Source organism: Paenibacillus sp. FSL R10-2199 (assembly GCF_038000235.1).
Classification (GTDB): Bacteria; Bacillota; Bacilli; order Paenibacillales; family Paenibacillaceae; genus Paenibacillus_AQ; species Paenibacillus_AQ phytohabitans.
In genome coordinates, this window is record NZ_JBBOBO010000002.1 from 915781 (window position 1) to 933911 (window position 18131).

The window sequence follows — 18131 nt, forward strand, 5'->3', positions numbered from 1 at the left end:
CAGAAGTCTCTGGCAGACCTAAAAATACGAAGAGATTCCCGCAGGGCGGAAATTGCTACAACACCCGCGCAAGGAAATCTCTTATTGAATAGGTTAGCTGATACAGACTTTGTGGAATCAAGTTAACTCGTGTTATCTCTCAACCGCCCAGCACTGCCGCTCAGTTCTCACGGTATCACCGGTCTGTATTGCCTGCTCAATCATCAGCCCGAGGTACACGTCCTGTGAAGCCTCGTCCAGTCCATAGAATCCGGAACCTCCGGTGGCATAGGCGGACATCTTGTCCAGGCAAGCCGCAATCGCGATCTCATCATCGTACAGTCTTGCAGGGGTGAACGGATTGTTGTAGAGCCATTGTTCCCCGCAGATTATCCCTTGAAGATAATAGCCTTCGGCATTCTCCTGTTCCCCCTTGTTAATGCGCTTCAGCTCCAGCTGAAGCGGAACCAGGTTATCCTGCTGGATCAGCACACGGTTGTCGAAGATTTCTCCCCGTTCTCCGCGCACGGAGAGGTGATTCGAACGCGTCCAGGAGCGGTGCTGATCCTTGGTGAAGTCGTAAATCCCCAGCCGGTCTCCGAAATCCAGCCAGGCAAGGTCTCTTTGCAGAGGAATCAGCTTGTCCTCAGCCGGAGGACCGCTGCGGGTAGGGCCGTTAATCCAGCGGGACCCGAACCGCATGGCCCTAATGTTAGCTTCCTCGAAACCGAGCCCAAGCATCCTGCGGATCAGGCTTGCTCCATGATACATATGCGAAACAGACACCGTCGTTTCCGTGATCCGTCCGAGTCTGCCCGAACGGATCAGCGACAGCCGCGCCTCTTGCACCGGATGATAAGGATACTGCTCGGCTACTTGAACCCGTGCACCGTGTGCAGTCAATTCCTTGTGCAGCTGCTCAAGCTCCTCCAGACTTGCGGCAGGCGGCGTCTCCGTCAGCGCCGGGATGCCTCTCTCTGCCAGGCGGTACAAATAATCCAGAGAGGCCCGGCCGCTGACTGAGACAAGCACGAAATCCGGGGTTTCGCTCGTAAGCAGTTCTTCAAGAGAACGGTAAGTCTGAACCCCCCATACTTCTTCCATGGCTCTGCCTTTGGCAGCATCCCTTACCACAAGCCCGCTAATCTGAAAGCGTTCCGGCAAGGAACGGGCGATTCTGAGGAAATATTGTGCGCGGAAGCCCGCTCCGCCGATAATGCTGAATTTCACTGTCATAATCTTACCTCCCTTATCAGCTGCCGAGAGGGAACCGCGGGGCATTGGCGAGAATACCGTCCCTCGTATACAGCATACTGTCCTTAGTTATTGGAAGAGTTACCGGCCGCCCGGTTATCGAGGCTTCATAGATGGCGGTGACCAGCTCCAGCGTCTTCCTTCCTTCATGCCCGTCAATCAGAACACGCCGCGCCGGGTCCCCGATCGCCTTCAGCATATCGTCCATTTGTCCGGCATGTCCCGTATATTGCAGGGGGGCTATGCTGCTGCAATACCGCCCGATCTCTTCCTCCAGCCCGGTATTCCGTTCCGGGAATCCATCTTCACGAGAAGTAGAGGCATAAACCTTCCAAGGTGCTGAGATACGCGCCTTCTCCCCCTGAAATACCAGCTGCTGTTCTTCTCCGTGATGAACGATGGAGCTGGTAACCTGGGCCAAGCCGCCTCCCGGATAAGACAGAATGGCGATTGACAGATCCTCCAGCTGCGACTTGTCATGCGAAGTATTCCGGATGACTGCCTGAATCGTCTCCGGCATGCCGATCATCCACAGCAGCAGATCCATTTGATGTACTCCATGGCCCAGCGTAGAGCCTCCCCCTTCTGCCTCCCAGGTTCCCCTCCACCATACATCATAGTAGCTCTGCCCTCTCCACCAGAAGGAATCCGCCTGGGCATGCACAATCCTGCCCAATATTCCGGAGTCCAGTGTAGCCTTCAATCTCCTGTTGGAATCCAGGAAACGGTTCTGTCCAACGACGGACAGGATACGGCCCGATTCAGCCGCAGCAGCCAGCATGCGGTCGCACTCTTCAAGCGACAGTGCCATAGGCTTCTCCACCAGCACATGCTTGCCAGCCCGCAGGAAGTCGGCAGCAATCTGCGCATGGGAATGAGGGGGTGTGCAGATGGACACCATATCCACTTCCTCATCGTTAAGCAATTCGCGGTAATCCTGTACAAACCTGCTCTCCAGCCGGAATCGGTCCCGGAGCACATTAGCCCGCTCTTCCTTGTTGTCCGCCAGCGCAACTACTGTGCAGCGGTCTGCAAACATGGTGAAGGCCTGCAGATGAACAGCCGCTATTGAACCCGTACCGATTATAGCTATGCGAATCATAATCTCTCACGCTCCCGAATTTCCAAATGTTACATTTACTCTTTACTTAGTTGATCAGCTCTGTAGGGTTCATGCCGGTAATTTTCTTGAACAGTGTGCTGAAGTAAGGAATGTTTTTGTAGCCCACCCTTTCCGCCACTTCGTAGACCAGCATCTTCCGTTCCATTAACAGCTCTCTTGCTTTCTCAATCCGCACCCGGGTCAGGTAATTGTTGAAGGTTTCACCGGTAATATTCTTGAATATAATGGACAGATGATTCCGCGAGATATATACCTTGTCTGACAGATCGGCCAGCGTAAGCTCTTCCGCATAGTGCTCATGAATGTAACTGGTCATGAAATCAACAACCTGCCTGTGTTTACTGCTGCCTTTCCATTGCCGGCTGGCGCAGATCACGGTTATTTTGGCGGACAACCAGCCTGCCAGCTGGTCGGGCACTGCCAGATTGCCGATCTCTTTGGCAATCTGGTCATTGGTGAACAGATCATCCAGTACCAGTCCCGATTCATACAGCGAGTAGGTTATGATCCCCCACAGTTCACTGCCAAGCATCTGCACGTAGCCGGCTGAGACCCCTTGCTGTTTCTGCAGCTCGGTGACATATTCGCTTACAAGCTGCTGCGCTTCGGCTTCCTGTGTAGCCTTCATCGCAGCAGCCAGCTTATAGGAGAACTTGACCGGAAACAATGCCCCCCTCTCCTGCCCGCCGCTGCTGCTCTCCCGGTACTGATACACTTCATAAGCCGGATTCATCCGCAAGGCTCCCTGATCCATCGCACGGAAGGCCTCTTCCGTCGATTCGGGGATCTTCATCCACGTTTCCTTCAGTCCTCCGATTCCGATACGTATTACCAGTCTCAGATACGAGCTGATACTGTCGATCAGCCGGGTTCCAAGCTCTTCCAGCTGCTCCGCACATTCTTCCCCGGGATGAATAATTAATAATGCCCTATAGCTGTTCAGCTCTGTATATTCCATGTCCGTGAAAAACCTGCGCGCAACCTCACAGGCAATATTGCTGACGGCGAAGCGAAACAGATTCCAGTCGGAGACAGAGAAGGAGCTGGCCCGCTCATCGCGGATCAGCTCAATACCGATGGTGGCATGCTTGCGTTCCAGCCAATACTGATAAGAAGGCGGCAGGTGGGTATTGTTCCGGTAAGAGGGGTCCAAGGTGCCGACTGCTGCGGAACGAACCCATTCTTTCTCGACAAAGGGCTCATACAGCAGCATCTTCAGCTCAAGCTCCCCCTGTCTGATCCGCTCCTCCTCCTCCTTGATCAGCTCCTCAATGATCTTGCCCAGTATCGACTTAAGCGTCGGCAGACTGATCGGCTTGGAGACATAGTCACTTACTTGAAGCCTGAGTGCTTGCCTGGCATGCTCAAAGTCTGAATATCCGCTCAAAATAATAATCTTGCCCTTGAAGCCTTCCTTCCTCAGATGCTCCATCATCGTAAGGCCGCTCATCACCGGCATATAGATATCGGTGATCACAATATCAGGACAGGCTGCGCGGATCATCTCCAGGCCATCCTCCCCGTTAAGTGCTTCCCCGGCCCATTCTGCATCCAGCTCATCCCATGGGATCGCCCGCTTCATCCCCTGGAGGACCTGGCGCTCATCATCAATAATGGCGATTTTCCACATCGTCTATGCCTCCTTAAGTTTCCTTGCTATCACTATCCGCTGCAACGTTATCTGCCCTGCACAGCAAGGGAAGCGCTGCCACATATGCTTCCACTTAGCTCTTTCTATGCTCGCTTAGCCGCTGCCCCGGGGCCTCTGTAAGCAGAGGCAGACTCACCTCTACTCTGGTTCCGCCTTCTTCACGTTCCTTCAATGTAACCCCATAGTCATTGCCGAAATATCCGGCAATTCTCTCCCGCACATTGCGAATGCCATAGCCGCCGGTATGGCGGTTACGCGGCCGCTCTTCCGGCTGCTTCAAGCCTGCTCCGTTATCATCAATAATAATCTGCAGCGTCTCCTCTGCTCTGCCTATATAGACAGATACAACACCGCTGCTCTGCTTATTAAAGCCGTGTACGATTGAATTCTCCACGAACGGCTGCAGGGTAAGCTTCGGAATGTACACATCCTGCAGCCCCGGGGCTGCCTCTATCTTGTATTCCAGCCCTCCCCCCCAGCGGAGCTGCTGGATTTCGAGATAACACCGGATGTGCAGCAGCTCTTCAGAAATCTTAATGAAGCTCGCCCCGTTGGATAAGCCGATCCGGAACATCTGTCCCATCAGCTCCAGAATCCGGCTGAGCTCCTCCTGCCCGGCATCGATTGCCATCCAGTTCAGCTGATCCAGCATATTATAGAGAAAATGGGGATTGATATTGGCCTGCAGCGCCTCAATCTCGGCTTTCCGCTGCTGCTCATAACGCTGTTCCAGCGAGAGATACAGCTCCTCAATCCGCTCATTCTGCTTGCGGTAGCCGGAGAATAAATAACCGAATTCATTCTCATAATCTGTGGGCAGCTCCTCCTTATGCCCTCCAACAGAGTACATCTTCATAGCGCTTACAAGCTGCTTGATCGGCTTGGTAAACTGCTTGCTCAGATAATGCGTCAGCAGCAGCACCAGCAGGATCGCAGCAATACCAATCAGGCCAATCCACTCCGCCAGCTTCAGACTGCTTGCCGTAATCTGCTTCCATGACGTGAACTCGATCAGCGTCCAGATGGAGTTATCCATTCGGGAATAGACCAGCAGAGTGTTGCCGGAACCTGCTTTGCCCGGAATATGCACATAGCCCGACTTCTTACTCTTGAGATCGATCCACTTAGACCACTCGTTCTGTTCGAGCGTCTCCCCGATCCTCAGAATCTGCTTCCCTTCGCTGTCGGCCATGATGCGGTTTGACCCGGAGGAATTGCCGGTCAGCAGCTGCCGGATTTCCTTGGCCTTAATATGGACGACCAGCACGCCCAGATAGTCATTCTCATACATGATTTTCCGGGCGAAGCTAAGCACCGGGACGTCCCCCTGAAAGCTGGGAATGGTATATTCCCCGGACCAGGCGAAATCGCTTTTCACCAGACGCTTGGACCATTCCTGCTTATCCAGATCAATAATATTCCGGAACTGGATGTAGCTTTGGCTCTCACTCGGCATAGGTTCATCCATATACAGATCAATTCCCTGAATTAAAGGAATGGCATAGGTCAGATTGGCGAGCGCACTTTCTACGCCTACACGCCTGCGGTAGCGCTCGAAATCATCCTGCCTGTTCCGGAGAAAAGTGGTCAGTTCGTTGTCCCGTGAGCTGGACAGTGAAATCTGCTCAATCATATCCAGCCGCGTTGTGATTTCATTATTCAGTTCGTCCAGCAGCCGCTGCTGGTAATGGGAGGTCGTCTGCACGAGGGCTTTGGATGAATTGCTGTAGCTTGTCCATGCTGTAACTGCGATTACTAGAATGAGCACAATAGCAAAGCTGTGGAAAAACAGGCGGTCGATCCTGAATTTTTTAAAAGGATTGGTCAAGTCCTTACCTTCCTTCACTTCCGGTTCACACGAAAGAAACGGTAAAGCTGCGAATGAGGCTCGGGCGCTTTACCGTTATGTGACGGATGTTTTTTTACATCTTATCCCTTTATCCCTGTTGTAGCAATCCCGTCTACGAAATACTTCTGCAGGAACATGAAGACAATAGTAGCCGGAAGAATGGATACAAGCGACATAGCAAGCAGCTGGCCCCACTCCGCCGCGGATTGGGAATCGTTGATCATGCGCAGCGCAAGGCCTACTGTATACTTATCCACCGTGTTGATGTAGAGGAGATGGCCCAGGAAATCATCCCAGTTCCACAGGAAGCAGAAGATGGTCACCGTAACAATCGCCGGGAAAGCCAGCGGCATAACGACTCTCCAGAAGATGCCGAACCAGGAGCATCCGTCGATTTTGGCAGATTCATCAAGCTCTCTTGGAACCCCGCGGATGAACTGGATCAGCAGGAAGACGAAGAAGCTCCCGCCCGCCCCGCCCGCCAGCAGATGGGGAATGATAAACGGTAAATACGTATTGACCCAGCCCAGCTGATAAAACAAGGCATATTGCGGGATGATCAGCACCTGTCCGGGCATCATCAGGGTCAGCATCAGAATGGAGAACCAGAAATTCTTCAGCGGAAAATCCAGTCTCGCGAAACCGAAGGCAACCAGCGTGCAGGATAACAGGGTTGCGATAATCACAGCAATTTCAAGCCCGAAGGTGTTGAGATAAAAGTCCGTAAAGGTATGGCCGGGAACCGAATTCCAGCCCTTGGTGAAGTTGTCCCAATGCGGGACCGCCGGGAAGATCCCCGGTGAGCCAAGCTCGGTGCTGTCTTTCAGCGATGCTCCAATCCACCAGACAATCGGATAGACCATGACGAAGCTGAAGAGAATCATGAACAGATGACGGATTGCCGGCTTCCATTTCAATGTTGTCATTTACGTTGTTTCCCTCCAGTGTCTGTTTCATAGAATACCCAATACTTCGAGGTGTAGGAGATCAGGACGGTTGCAGCAACGATGGCGACCAGCATGATCCAGGCCAGTGCGGAAGCGTAACCCAGCTCGTAACGGCTGAAGGCCCTCTCATACAGATACATTGCATAGACATAGGTGGAGTTCATCGGCCCTCCGTTCGTAATCACAAAAGCGGAAGTGAACATCTGGAAGGCGCCAATAACAGCCATGATAAGATTGAAGTAGAGGATCGGTGACAGCATCGGCAGGGTGATTCTGAAGAATTGCGTTCTCTTGTCGGCCCCGTCAACCGAGGACGCCTCGTAAAGATCATTCGGGATCTGCTTCAGTCCTGCCAGAAAGATTACCATGGTGGAGCCGAATTGCCAGACGGTCAGTAGAATCAATGTGCCAAGAGCTGTGTCGGGATTGGTAATCCAGCTTTTACCCTCTATTCCAAACACAGCAATCAGCTTGTTAAAAATCCCTTCTACCCCGAAAATGTTACGCCAGAGCAGGGAAACTCCGATGCTGCCGCCGATAAGCGACGGAAAATAGATAGCCGTACGGTAAGCACTAATTCCTCTCACTGCTTTGCTGAGAATCATGGCAACGAATAGAGCGGCTGCCAGCTTCAGGGGCACAGATGCAAGCACATACATGACGGTTACTTTGGCAGATTGTATAAATTTCGGGTCCGCTGTAAATATCCGCTCATAATTGCGGGACCCGATCCATTGCATCGGCTGCATCAAAGTGTAGTCGGTAAACGAATAGTACAGCGATAAGAATAACGGATACGCCGTCAGCGCCAGAAACCCGATCAGCCAGGGCGCAATAAACAAATAGCCCGCAAGCGGAGCGTTCCATCTGCTGCGAAAGTAGGAGCTTTTTTTCGGCAATGGAGCCGCTTCGGCTAAAGTCGTTGTGGAACGGTTCATCTGTGGTCACCTCTTGTGGTCAATTTGGATAACTCAAGTATATAATTGGCCCACACCCGGCTAAATGAGGGGAATGCTCGAATTCTTTCAAAATATAACGGTAATTCCAGGGAACAAAATAGTCCGGAATAAAGCCCGGGACAGGGCTGTCCCGGGCTTTTCGTTCAACTATAGAATTTATATGCCTTATGCTATCAATAATCCTTCTATTTCTCGTAGGATTGCGCTGCTTCCTTAAGCTGCTTATAAGCTTCCTCCGGCGTGGATTTCCCGAAGCTGAGCTGGTCACGGACAAGCACCCAGTCTTTATCCACGAAGTTGGTCCAGCCTCCGGCTCCGGCCGACCAGGTCTGGCCATCAGGCTCGGTAGCACGAAGGAGTCCTAACCCTACTTTATCCAGTTCACTCATGTTCGCTTCCAGAAGGGCGGCATTATCCTTATTGGCCGGCAGGCCGCGGAAGGTTTGGGTGACTTGGGCTGCCTCCGGATCATTCACGAACCAGTTGATAAATTTCTTGGCTTCTTCTGCATGCTTAGAATTCTTCGAAACGGCCAGGAACATGGACGGCTTCAGCCAGCCTCCGGCTTCTTCGGCACGCGGCATCGTTACAAGGGCGTAAGCCCCCGGTTTAATACTGTCCCAGGTTCCCAGGTTGTTAGAGAAGCTGTACCGGAACAGGACTTTCCCTGCTGCCAGCAGGTCCATTTGCGGATCATTCTCCTTATCGGATGCATTCACATCCGCCGGAGGAACCAGGCCTTCTTTACGCAGCTCCTCAAATTTCCGGGTCCATTCCAGGTACGTGGCTTCATCCACATTGAAATGACCTTCATCCGTGATAACCTGCCCTTTCCCCCTGGCGTATTGGTAAGCCGAATACATGAAGTAGTTCCCAGCATAGTCCAGGGTGAAATACTGGCCGTCCGGCAGCTTTGCTTGGGATTCCTTGGCTAAGGCAAAGAAATCATCCCAGGTCCAGCCGTTGGCCGGATTGGCAATCCCCAGCTTATCCATAGCGGCTTTATCATAAACCATACCGAAGGCTACCGAGCCCAGCGGAACGGCATACTGTTTGCCGTCCAGTTGGCCGCCGGCCAGCAGCTTCTCATCGAATTTGCTGACATCCACCTCTGGCGCCAATTCAGTGAGTTGCTTGCGGGCCATCCAGTCCGGCATCCAGCCCGGATCGAGCTGCACGATATCCGGAGCGTTATTGGCCGCAGCCTGGGTAGATAATTTGTCCAGATATCCGTCCATCCCGGAATACTCCGGCTCAAACGTTACATTCGGATTATTCTTCGTGTACAAGTCCAGCGCAGCCAAGGTTGCCTCGTGGCGCGGCTGGGAGCCCCACCACATAATCCGGAGTTTGACAGGTTCACCACTACCGCTGCTAGGAGCTGTAGTTGCCGCAGCATCAGTACTGGCAGGTGCCGCAGTAGAAGCTCCTGCATTGTTTGCTCCATTCCCTCCGCCGCCGCAGGCAGCCAGTGTACCCAATATAGCTGTTATGGCCAACACCGAAAGAGAACGCTTCCATTTCAACATCTTTAACCCTCCTGTATAAATCTGTATTCTCTTACTACATTGTTATAGTAACAATTAGGATTTGAAGTTCATATAAGAGCAATGCACGAATTATTATAAAATCTCCCGGAAATGAAGTCTGCGTGCACACAAAAAAACCTCCAAGGCTGTCCCCCATCCTAGAGATAGGGGGCAATCTTGAAGGTGCTATCCGGCAGGTCTTCACGTAGCGGACCGGGTAATTGTCAAGCAAGCAGAACCTGCGGCTATTTCGATGCCTCCATAACCTGTCCCGCCAAAGCCAGCAGTTCCTCCTTGTTCAGATGCCCGCGGTCTTCCCGGAGAATATAATTGACATGTGTTTTTGCATTCATCCATACCACCGACTTGTGCTCCTGCTTATCGTTAGCGGTATATATCACCTCTTGCCCATCGACTTTCAGCTTCTCCGACTGCGGCTGTACCGGCTCCGATTCAACCGCCTTCCCTGCAGCCCCTGCGGGCTCGGCTCTGATAGCGAGGACCCCTGTTATTCCATTGACCGGAGCGGTCATCGTATAGATTAGCTCTATGGAAATACGCTTCTCCTGCAGCTTCTTAACATATATTTTCTTGCCGGATGCCTTCCCTTCAGCAATCACCTGGTTGAACATCTTCTTCTGTTCGGAAGATGTTTGATAGGGGGCAATTCTTGCCAGAGTAAAGTTGTAGCCATGCGGGAGCTCTTTCAGCTCCAGTGGCATTGCGGTCTTGCCGGCTGCATTCTTCTTGGTGTATTCATCATAATTTCTGAATATAAGCGAATAAGAGTTACTCGCATAGGGCGAGCTGCTGGGACTGGCTTGGTATTCCTTGTCATTAATGTACACATACCTGATCTCTCCAGGCTGATAAGTACCACTTAACGCTTTCTTCTGCTGGTCCAGGAGACTCTTGAATTTCTTCAGCTCCTGCTCCGCTTTCGCCTTGGCTTCCTCCTGACTGACTTGCGCCATATATTTAGTGTCCGCCTGGATGGCAGGCAAAGCTGCTGCAGATTGAAGCCTGGAAGGGTCAGCAAATGCCTGTCCGGAAGCCCCGTACCCTATACCCAGCAACAGCGCTGCACTCGTCATAGCCATGATTGTTTTTCTGTAATTCATTAAGATTCCACCTTTCTCTATTTGCAAATACTTAATTCATCATACCGGCAGCAATATGGATAATTTCATCTTTGGTTAATGTGGTATTCTCCGGTGGGGCAGTCACATCATAGATCATCCGCGTTTCCGGATCAGCCCAGATAAGTCTATACTTATAGCCTATTTTGAAATCTTCGTTATTGGAGGGTTCAAGATAAATCAGCTGCTTTCCGTTGACATGAATGGTCTCTACGTTTGTAGTTTTGGTCCACATCAGAGTTTCTACAGGTCCGGTATTCTGCTTCATACGTTTGGCGCTAATTCTTACCTTACTTTCACCATTCTTATACTCCAATGCAGCGGAATCAAAAGTAATGTTATCCGCAGGCTCCCGTCTCCAGGTCACCCGGAAGCCGCCTTCAAGCTCAATTCCGCCGGACAGGGCAAGCAGTTCTTCCTCATTCATCTGTTTGAACGAGGGGGAAACATAGGCCTGGTCAAAAGTATACCCGTCCGCCATATATCCAGGCTGCTTCAAAATCGGAGCTGTGTGCTTCTCTGCACTGGTCACATAACTGGAATAGTCAGTAAATATCATCAGCGGGCTAAATATGCCAATCTGAGAACGTCCGTCCCCGCCTTCATGTCTTAATACGAATGTAGCGTATTCTCCGGGAAGCAATAATTTCCCGATCGCCTCGTAGCCTTCCTTATATTTGGCACTCATCAGCTCATCTTCTTTACTAGGCTCCGCCTGGGGAAGATCAGGCCCGGGGGTTAAAGGCATTTTCATTATTTCTATCGTTCCGCCTTCCTCCGTCGCCTGAAGCGGCTCATAGGGCTGCACTTCATATTGGAATTTGGCTGCCTGCCGGGGAACGGAGGAATACAGGGAATAGCCGCCTCCCAATAAGACAATCAGGATTAGCGCTGCTGCCCAGCCTCTAACCGGAATCCTTAATATCCGTTTACGGCTGCGCTTTATCCCGGTTACCGTCTCTATCCTCTGCATAATCTCAGGAGCGTCCCCATCATGCAGCGATGCCTGCAGATCGGCAGTAAGGCGTACCTTACCGAACCCGATGGCTTCCATCACAGGGTCATGGACATCAACGGGCGGAAATTCAGCAGAACGATCTCCATCTTTTACAAATTGCTCTTCTGAGGTCAATTCGCCCTTGCCCATAGTTGTTTCTCCCTCCGCTCGATAGCTTTTTTAAGCTTGCCTCTGGTCCGTTCATATCTTTTGCGTACCGTAGCTGTGCTGACACCCAGAATCTCTCCGATTTCCGCAAAGGATTTATCTTCAAAAATACGCAGAATCAATAAATTCCGGTCTTCCATATTAAGCTGCTCCAAAGCGGCTGAGACCGGCTCACTGAACAGGCGGTTCTCTAGTGTTTGTTCGGCGCTTGTCACCGTAACCTCCTGCCTGAGTAATTTCCGCAGCTGATGCTGAAATTTCTGCCGGCGCAGCTGGTTTAAGCAATGATGATAAGCGACCTTGTAGAGCCATGAGACGAAATCCGCCTGCGGCCTGAACTGCCCGATGTTCTGATAAGCCTTGATGAGGACATCCTGCACTGCATCCTCGGCCTCTTCCTTGTTGTTCAGCAAGCGGAAGCAGTATAGGTAAATGCGCTGCTGGTACAGCCTGATAATATCCGAAAAAAGGGAAGCTTCACCAGCCTGTATCCGCCTGATCTTCTCTTCTATAGAGTCCACGTTTGTCTCCTTTCTGCTATCAATATAGATATAACACTTGAGCAGGGGATTGCGTGACATTTTTTTCCGTTTCAGGCGTTAAAAAAGAGACCAACAGATAAGACTCTGTTGATCTCGTTATGTAAAAACCATGCGTTACAACTAGCGGTCCAGCCATAGCACTACACGGGCGGCTCCCCGGTTCCCGGGGCGAGCAGCCGCAGGCATAATCCGTCCATCCTTTCGGACAATGGCTGCGGCCGCCGAAGCTTAGCACGGAAATGTTGTACGTTCTACAACTCAGACGCCCAAAAACCGGGGAGTTCGGGAGAATTGTTGTACGAAATACAAGAATTTTCCTGAAAAGCCGCTTGAAGGAGGAGCATTATTGTATTCTATACAACAATTCGCGATTATGTCCGGGATTAAGAGGATTATGTTGTATTCTGTGCAAGATTATTAAGGCAACCGGATTCCAGCTGCGCAAAAAACAGGTTAAACGTGGGTTGAGCATGTGCTGAACAGGGTTGACGTGGGTGGAAAAGGGTTGACGTGGTGGAACGTTAGTTAAACATTAGTGGAATGTATTTTGCAGACAGCATACAATCGTGAGCTTCGCGCCAACAAAAAAAACACCTGCCCACGTTAAGAGGCAGATGTTAATTAAAGTACCAGATTCAGCGGATACCCGCCTAGCAGCGCACATGCTTGCGTTTAAATCCGACGCGGCCTTTTTCGACCGCCTTTTGAATATTGTCGTAGGCATTAATGGATTTGCCTGCAGGCTTGTCCTTGCCCACCTCTACCGGACCTACTTTCTTCGCTGTCTCACTCGCCAAGTCATGCAGCGGCGAATAGGATACGGCTACTGTGTAGAGGAAGTTGTTCATTGAATATTTGGTGCGCTCCGGCGCCTCATGAATACTCTTGCTCACCAGCTCCAGCATACCCGCCAGCTTGCTCTCAGAGAATTCCTTATCCGGGCGGCTTCCCAGCAGCCAGCAGTAACAGCTCCAGCCCGCCGACATTCTCAGGTCCTCCCCGCTCGCGATCCATTTATCGGCAACCTGCTGGGCAATATCCGCCTCCGCCAGAGTTACGGCCACCACGAAATCAGACAGCATATAGAAATAAGCCCCGTCCATCCACCGGTCATAATCGGCTTCCGTCATCCCGTTAGGGTCGGCAATGATTCCGGCAAAATACATCGCGTCATAATTCCCCGTCGCATATAGCTTTTCAGCCAGCGGCTGATTAATTTTAGTTTTTTTGAAAATCGGCTTCATCGCCCCGGTAGCTACACCAAAAAGCGGTTCCTGCGCGCCATTCGAGCTGTATATTTTCTTGGTTCGTTCCTTGCCGAGCTCTTCCAGCTCCTGCATGACCATTTCTGCATTCATTATATAACACTCCCTTTATCCGAAGTATTCTCTTCAAAGTAATCCCTTAAGCCTGACCGGCATAACCGGCTACTGAAATTGTACTGTACGGTTCGCGCAGCCGCAACCTACCGGAGATACACCCGAACCACAATATCCTGATCATGATTGCCGAAGCCCGCTCCATACAGCGTCAATCCGCCTACATGTTCTGCCTGCTCGTCCACAGTGAACCGAAGCGTCCAGAACGGCTCCTGCAGCTTCACCTCCTGAATGGTCACCTCCGACATCTGCACTCCATCTATAAAAGTACCCGAAGCGTCAATGCGGATCGTCTTGAGCAGCCCGTACTGATTCACATTCCGGTGCCACCATTCGGGCGTGTATCTGCCGCGTGCCGCTCTGCCGAAATCCGCCGGACTCGTCCAGGCTCCAAGGAACACACCGTTAAACGTGAAGCCGATATCCGACGGCCATTCGTCCCTTAAGCCGGGCGCTTCCGAAGCCAGCTCCATGGAAATTTCAAGGAAGTCCGCCGTCTGTCCGGCGGCCAGATAGTTGGGCATTTTATACTCCACGTATCCTCTGCCAAACCATAGAATAGCGGCGTTAACCCGCTCGGGATCCAAAAAATAACGCGGATCATCCCACACCCCGATCTCCATCTCATGTGTACCCAGCCCGCAGGTTGGATGAACTTCAAACGCCGTATAATGACCCACAGAAATACTCTGCTCGAGCATCTTCGCGTCCTTGCGGGCAGACGGCAGCTGGATATCAATGCTTGCTGCTTTGAGGAAGCACAGCTTATGCGTTCCCCCGTTCAGCCGGACCCTGCGGCTCCCCGTCAGCCCGGCGGCTTCGAGCTTCCGGATGTGCAGGGTGACGATGGACGGGCTGAGCGCAAGCTTATCCGCGATATCCTTCACATTCATTTCACGCTCGGCAATAAGGCTCATAATTCTCCACCTGACTTCACTGGCCAGCGCCTCGTATAAAGGCATGTACTCCGGTTTCCCGTCCGCTTTTATCATCATGATTATCTCCTGATCACTGAATTCATATTTCTATTAATTTAACCGATTTAAATCCCGCAGACAAGCTTAATCTATTGCTATGAATCTCAAGTTGGTGTTTAATTTCCTTAGAAGTGATCATATTGAATTTATATATATATGAATTTATAGAAGAGGTGTATGTATGAAATACAACAATCCCGTAATCAAAGGCTTCTACCCTGACCCCAGCGTATGCAAAGTAGACGGCATCTATTATATGGTCTGCAGCTCCTTTCAGTATTTCCCTGGAGTGCCTATCTTCGAGAGCACAGACCTGCTTAACTGGAAGCAAATCGGCCATTGCCTGACCCGCGAGAGCCAGATCCAGCTGGGTACGGTGAGCAGCTCCGGCGGCGTGTTCGCCCCTACCATCCGCCACAATAACGGCTGCTTCTACATGGTGACTACCAATGACACGACCCGCCAGAACTTCTATGTCTGGACGGACGATATTTACGGCGAATGGTCGGAACCGGTCTATGTCGATCAGGGCGGAATCGATCCGGATTTGTATTTTGAAGACGGCAAGACTTTGTTTATGAGCAACGGGTTGGACGATAACGGCACTCCAGGTGTGATTCAGTGTGAAATTAACATTGAGACAGGCAGCAAGCTATCGCCGAGCCAGTCTATCTGGCAGGGAACGGGCGGACGTTATCTGGAAAGCCCTCATCTCTATAAAATCAACGGGTACTACTACCTGCTCGCAGCCGAAGGCGGAACCGAATACGGACATATGGCGACTTATGCGCGGGGGACTTCCCCTTCCGGCCCATTCGAGGCCTATGCGGAGAATCCTGTCCTGACCAACCGCAATCTGGGCGGTTACGAGCTGCAGGGTGTCGGGCACAGCGATCTGATCCAGGATGACGCAGGGAACTGGTGGCTCTTGCATCTGGGATTCCGGCAAACCGGACGCTGGCTCACTTACCACCATCTGGGTCGCGAAGTGTTCCTGACTCCGGTGACCTTCGGCGAAGACGGCTGGTTCACAGCCGGGCATAACGGAACGGTGCTTCTGAGCTTCGAGACTGACCGCATTCCGGACACGGTGGTTCAGCAGGAGAAGAAGAGCTATACTTTTGAGAATACCGGCTGGAATCTGGACTGGGCTTATCTCCGCCATCCGGCCACAGAGAATTATCTACTGGGACAAGACAAGCTGACGTTACGAGGTACAGAGGTAACGCTGGATGTTCCGGCATCCCCGACCTTTATAGGCCTCCGCCAACGGGATTTCGACGCGGTGATTACCTGCAACATAACGCTGACAGGCGGAGAAGCCGGCATCACGCTCTATATGGACGAGAATCATCATTATGATCTGGCAATCCGCCAAGACGAAGCGCAGTACCGGGTGATCGAGCGCCTCAATATTGGAGATGTAAAATCCATCCAGCATGAAGTGGCTCTGGGCAGTAGCAATCAGGCCACGCTGTTGATCAAATCCGGTAAGGAGCGCTACAGCTTCTTCATTAGTAATGAACACGGGGAAATCCCCCTCGGGTCGGCCCAGACCAGATACCTCTCTTCCGAGGTTGCCGGAGGATTCACGGGTGTCCTGATCGGACTGTATGCATGCGGGGAAGGTTCATCGGCGGAGTTCACGGAGTTTAAGTGCGAGTATGTGTAACAAGCAGAAGCAGAGCCTGCGGGTATCCGCGCTCTATCTCTGCACCGCTTTGTGTATATCCGGAATACCCAAAAACAGGGAGCCCCGTTACGGGAGCTCCCTTAATGCATTCAGATCAGCGATCCGATAGTTCATCAGATAGTGAATTGCGGCTTCTTTACTTCCTGTCTTCCACAGGAATATCCGGCAAGAGGGGCCGCCCTTCCGGATAAGCACATTGATTCAGCTGGTCGCCAATCCATGCTTTGCCGTCTTCGCCCGTTTCTTTTTTCCAGATCGGTACAATCTGTTTAATCCGGTCTATCACATATTCATTCGCTTCGTAAGCAGCCTTACGGTGCGGAGAAGATACAGCGATCACCACAGCGATATCCATAATTTCAAGCTTTCCTACCCGATGTGTCACAGCAACCCTGGTATCCGGCCAGCGTTCTCTGACCTCCTGCCCGATGCGTTCCAATTGCGTGAGCGCCATAAGCGGATACGCTTCATATTCAAGATATAATGTCCGCTTACCCTGCGTGAGCTCCCTTACCGTACCTATGAATAAAGTGACCGCTCCCGCTTCTCTCCGCAGAACTTTATCAGAGACCGCCTGCGGCTGAATCGGGTTGTCTGTAATTTCGAATAATGCACTGCCCAAGTGATCACTCCCTTTCCATATCTGCGTGCAGCAAGTCCTTATATTGCTCAGGTGTATCAATATCTGCAGTGAAATCCTCATGTATACCCGCACCAGTAAGATCGTCCTTGTCTACCCCTAACCAGTGCATCGAATCTAATAATCCGGATAGCCGGTACTGCCGTGTATCCAGTCTTTCAATAATATCTGCCAGGATCCGGTGCGGCCAGTATACTCCATGGAGCATCTGATGTTTGCCATTCATCAGGGGAAGAACAGCCTCATAGTCCTCTTCCATGAGCCGGGTAAGCATCCACGAAGCGGCGGGAGCGGAAATCTTAGGGAGATCACAGCCCACAACCCAGGCATATTCCGTCTCCACCCCGGCAAAAGCAGCATGAAACCCGCTCAGCGGTCCAAGCCCCGCACAGATGTCCGGAATATACCGGATATCTCCTTGGGGAGGGTAGTCCATGTACGGAGAAGCATCGTTCGTAACAACAATTATTTTAGAGCAGACGGTTCGCATTTCCTTCAGCTGTCTATCCACGAAACGCTCCCCTTGATAGGTCAGGAGCGCTTTATTCCGGCCCTTCATCCGGGAATTCTGTCCGCCTGCCAGTATGATTCCAGTCAGCAAATCAAGCACCTCCCGTAAGTATTCCGGCTCCATTTGATTAGAGAAGTGAATAAGCCAGAGAAAGAACTTCTTCATCAACAAGCACTTGATCCTGCAGCGGCAGTACAGGGATAGTATTCGGGCTGACCGGAGAGGCTGCACGATGCTCAACCGCGTTCTCCTCCCAGCTCAGCCATAGGCATATATTCGCAGTCTGGTTTCGCAGCAGGCTCATCTCGTCTGCATTGCGGATCAATGCGATTTTGGGATAATCCGCAGACTTGAAGCCTTCTGCAACCAGCAGATCAACCTTACCGTACATAGACGCTGCGATATCTTCCAATGAGGTTTCGGATTTCCGCATGATTCTTGTAGCTTCTGACGAGGTCAGTACAGCTTCAACTGCACCGTGCAGCAGATGCTTGCTGCTGTCTGTGCCCGGATCATCCAATTCAAAGTGGTGGGCATCATGTTTGGCCGACCCGACACGCAGCCCACGGGCGGATAAGGCGCGGATTAAACGGCAGGCCAGGGTTGTTTTTCCGCTATTCTTATAACCGACAATTTGCAGTACAGGAACCGGTCCGCGTACTGCTGCATGATGAGATTCCATAGTCACGTTGCAGCCTCTCCTTCGTCATAATAACGTTCAGTGATAACCCTGGGGAGCAGCGCATATCTTGTGCTTCAAATCACCCGCGTCCCCCATCAAAAAAAGTATAGTT

At 51.6% G+C, this 18131-nt stretch carries 16 protein-coding genes; 1 reads left to right on the forward strand and 15 read right to left on the reverse strand.

Annotated features, from left to right (window positions below; all coding sequences use genetic code 11):
- Window positions 1–132: 132 nt before the first annotated feature.
- From NYE33_RS31840 to NYE33_RS31895, 12 genes are all read right to left on the reverse strand, one after another.
- Complete coding sequence (locus NYE33_RS31840) at window positions 133–1215, reverse strand: Gfo/Idh/MocA family protein (protein WP_341069309.1); 1083 nt, start codon at window positions 1213–1215, stop codon at window positions 133–135.
- A gap of 16 nt (window positions 1216–1231) precedes the next feature.
- Window positions 1232–2335 carry a Gfo/Idh/MocA family protein gene (locus NYE33_RS31845; RefSeq protein WP_341069312.1) on the reverse strand — a complete coding sequence of 368 codons (1104 nt, stop codon included), beginning with the start codon at window positions 2333–2335 and terminating at the stop codon, window positions 1232–1234.
- Window positions 2336–2381: 46 nt separating this feature from the next.
- Window positions 2382–3986 (reverse strand): response regulator, encoded by a 1605-nt coding sequence (locus NYE33_RS31850; RefSeq protein WP_076242519.1) that lies wholly within the window; start codon window positions 3984–3986, stop codon window positions 2382–2384.
- Between the two features lie 94 nt (window positions 3987–4080).
- A complete protein-coding gene (locus NYE33_RS31855; protein WP_341069315.1) occupies window positions 4081–5835 on the reverse strand; it encodes a sensor histidine kinase in 1755 nt (584 codons plus the stop codon).
- Window positions 5836–5936: 101 nt separating this feature from the next.
- The gene (locus NYE33_RS31860) at window positions 5937–6782 is read right to left on the reverse strand and encodes a carbohydrate ABC transporter permease (protein ID WP_042134741.1); all 846 of its coding nucleotides are present in this window, start codon (window positions 6780–6782) and stop codon (window positions 5937–5939) included.
- Window positions 6779–7741, reverse strand: coding sequence for a carbohydrate ABC transporter permease (locus NYE33_RS31865; RefSeq protein WP_341069317.1), 963 nt, complete (start codon window positions 7739–7741; stop codon window positions 6779–6781). Before NYE33_RS31865 ends, NYE33_RS31860 begins: the two co-directional genes overlap by 4 nt.
- Window positions 7742–7947: 206 nt before the next feature.
- The gene (locus tag NYE33_RS31870) at window positions 7948–9291 is read right to left on the reverse strand and encodes an ABC transporter substrate-binding protein (RefSeq protein ID WP_341069320.1); all 1344 of its coding nucleotides are present in this window, start codon (window positions 9289–9291) and stop codon (window positions 7948–7950) included.
- A 245-nt stretch (window positions 9292–9536) separates the two neighbouring features.
- Window positions 9537–10412, reverse strand: coding sequence for a hypothetical protein (locus tag NYE33_RS31875; protein ID WP_336102133.1), 876 nt, complete (start codon window positions 10410–10412; stop codon window positions 9537–9539).
- Between the two features lie 31 nt (window positions 10413–10443).
- Window positions 10444–11577, reverse strand: coding sequence for a DUF4367 domain-containing protein (locus NYE33_RS31880; protein WP_336102134.1), 1134 nt, complete (start codon window positions 11575–11577; stop codon window positions 10444–10446).
- The gene (locus NYE33_RS31885) at window positions 11559–12116 is read right to left on the reverse strand and encodes an RNA polymerase sigma factor (protein ID WP_231575308.1); all 558 of its coding nucleotides are present in this window, start codon (window positions 12114–12116) and stop codon (window positions 11559–11561) included. Before NYE33_RS31885 ends, NYE33_RS31880 begins: the two co-directional genes overlap by 19 nt.
- Window positions 12117–12787: 671 nt before the next feature.
- A complete protein-coding gene (locus NYE33_RS31890) occupies window positions 12788–13495 on the reverse strand; it encodes a DNA alkylation repair protein (protein WP_171716989.1) in 708 nt (235 codons plus the stop codon).
- Window positions 13496–13602: 107 nt separating this feature from the next.
- Window positions 13603–14508, reverse strand: a complete 906-nt coding sequence (locus tag NYE33_RS31895; RefSeq protein ID WP_042134728.1) for an ArsR/SmtB family transcription factor — start codon at window positions 14506–14508, stop codon at window positions 13603–13605.
- 166 nt (window positions 14509–14674) lie between these two features.
- Between NYE33_RS31895 and NYE33_RS31900 the strand changes: the two genes are divergently transcribed.
- Window positions 14675–16165, forward strand: a complete 1491-nt coding sequence (locus NYE33_RS31900; RefSeq protein WP_042134726.1) for a glycoside hydrolase family 43 protein — start codon at window positions 14675–14677, stop codon at window positions 16163–16165.
- Window positions 16166–16322: 157 nt separating this feature from the next.
- Here the strand turns inward: NYE33_RS31900 and NYE33_RS31905 are convergent, their stop codons facing one another.
- From NYE33_RS31905 to mobB, 3 genes are read right to left on the reverse strand one after another with little or no spacing between them, the layout of a single operon-like run.
- On the reverse strand, window positions 16323–16808 hold the full coding sequence (locus tag NYE33_RS31905; RefSeq protein ID WP_042134724.1) for a molybdenum cofactor biosynthesis protein MoaE: 486 nt from the start codon (window positions 16806–16808) through the stop codon (window positions 16323–16325).
- A gap of 4 nt (window positions 16809–16812) precedes the next feature.
- Complete coding sequence (gene mobA, locus NYE33_RS31910) at window positions 16813–17427, reverse strand: molybdenum cofactor guanylyltransferase (protein WP_341069324.1); 615 nt, start codon at window positions 17425–17427, stop codon at window positions 16813–16815.
- Between the two features lie 37 nt (window positions 17428–17464).
- On the reverse strand, window positions 17465–18019 hold the full coding sequence (gene mobB, locus NYE33_RS31915) for a molybdopterin-guanine dinucleotide biosynthesis protein B (RefSeq protein ID WP_231575403.1): 555 nt from the start codon (window positions 18017–18019) through the stop codon (window positions 17465–17467).
- Between the last annotated feature and the right edge of the window lie 112 nt (window positions 18020–18131).

Excerpts from the sequence above, each read along its gene's own strand:
- NYE33_RS31880 (WP_336102134.1), bottom strand. The coding sequence starts at position 11,577 with ATGGGCAAGGGCGAATTGACCTCAGAAGAGCAATTTGTAAAAGATGGA.
- NYE33_RS31900 (WP_042134726.1), top strand. The coding sequence starts at position 14,675 with ATGAAATACAACAATCCCGTAATCAAAGGCTTCTACCCTGACCCCAGC.
- NYE33_RS31895 (WP_042134728.1), bottom strand. The coding sequence starts at position 14,508 with ATGATAAAAGCGGACGGGAAACCGGAGTACATGCCTTTATACGAGGCG.
- mobB (WP_231575403.1), bottom strand. The coding sequence starts at position 18,019 with ATGGAATCTCATCATGCAGCAGTACGCGGACCGGTTCCTGTACTGCAA.
- NYE33_RS31850 (WP_076242519.1), bottom strand. The coding sequence starts at position 3,986 with ATGTGGAAAATCGCCATTATTGATGATGAGCGCCAGGTCCTCCAGGGG.
- NYE33_RS31845 (WP_341069312.1), bottom strand. The coding sequence starts at position 2,335 with ATGATTCGCATAGCTATAATCGGTACGGGTTCAATAGCGGCTGTTCAT.
- NYE33_RS31840 (WP_341069309.1), bottom strand. The coding sequence starts at position 1,215 with ATGACAGTGAAATTCAGCATTATCGGCGGAGCGGGCTTCCGCGCACAA.
- NYE33_RS31870 (WP_341069320.1), bottom strand. The coding sequence starts at position 9,291 with ATGTTGAAATGGAAGCGTTCTCTTTCGGTGTTGGCCATAACAGCTATA.
- NYE33_RS31865 (WP_341069317.1), bottom strand. The coding sequence starts at position 7,741 with ATGAACCGTTCCACAACGACTTTAGCCGAAGCGGCTCCATTGCCGAAA.
- NYE33_RS31890 (WP_171716989.1), bottom strand. The coding sequence starts at position 13,495 with ATGAATGCAGAAATGGTCATGCAGGAGCTGGAAGAGCTCGGCAAGGAA.
- NYE33_RS31875 (WP_336102133.1), bottom strand. The coding sequence starts at position 10,412 with ATGAATTACAGAAAAACAATCATGGCTATGACGAGTGCAGCGCTGTTG.
- NYE33_RS31860 (WP_042134741.1), bottom strand. The coding sequence starts at position 6,782 with ATGACAACATTGAAATGGAAGCCGGCAATCCGTCATCTGTTCATGATT.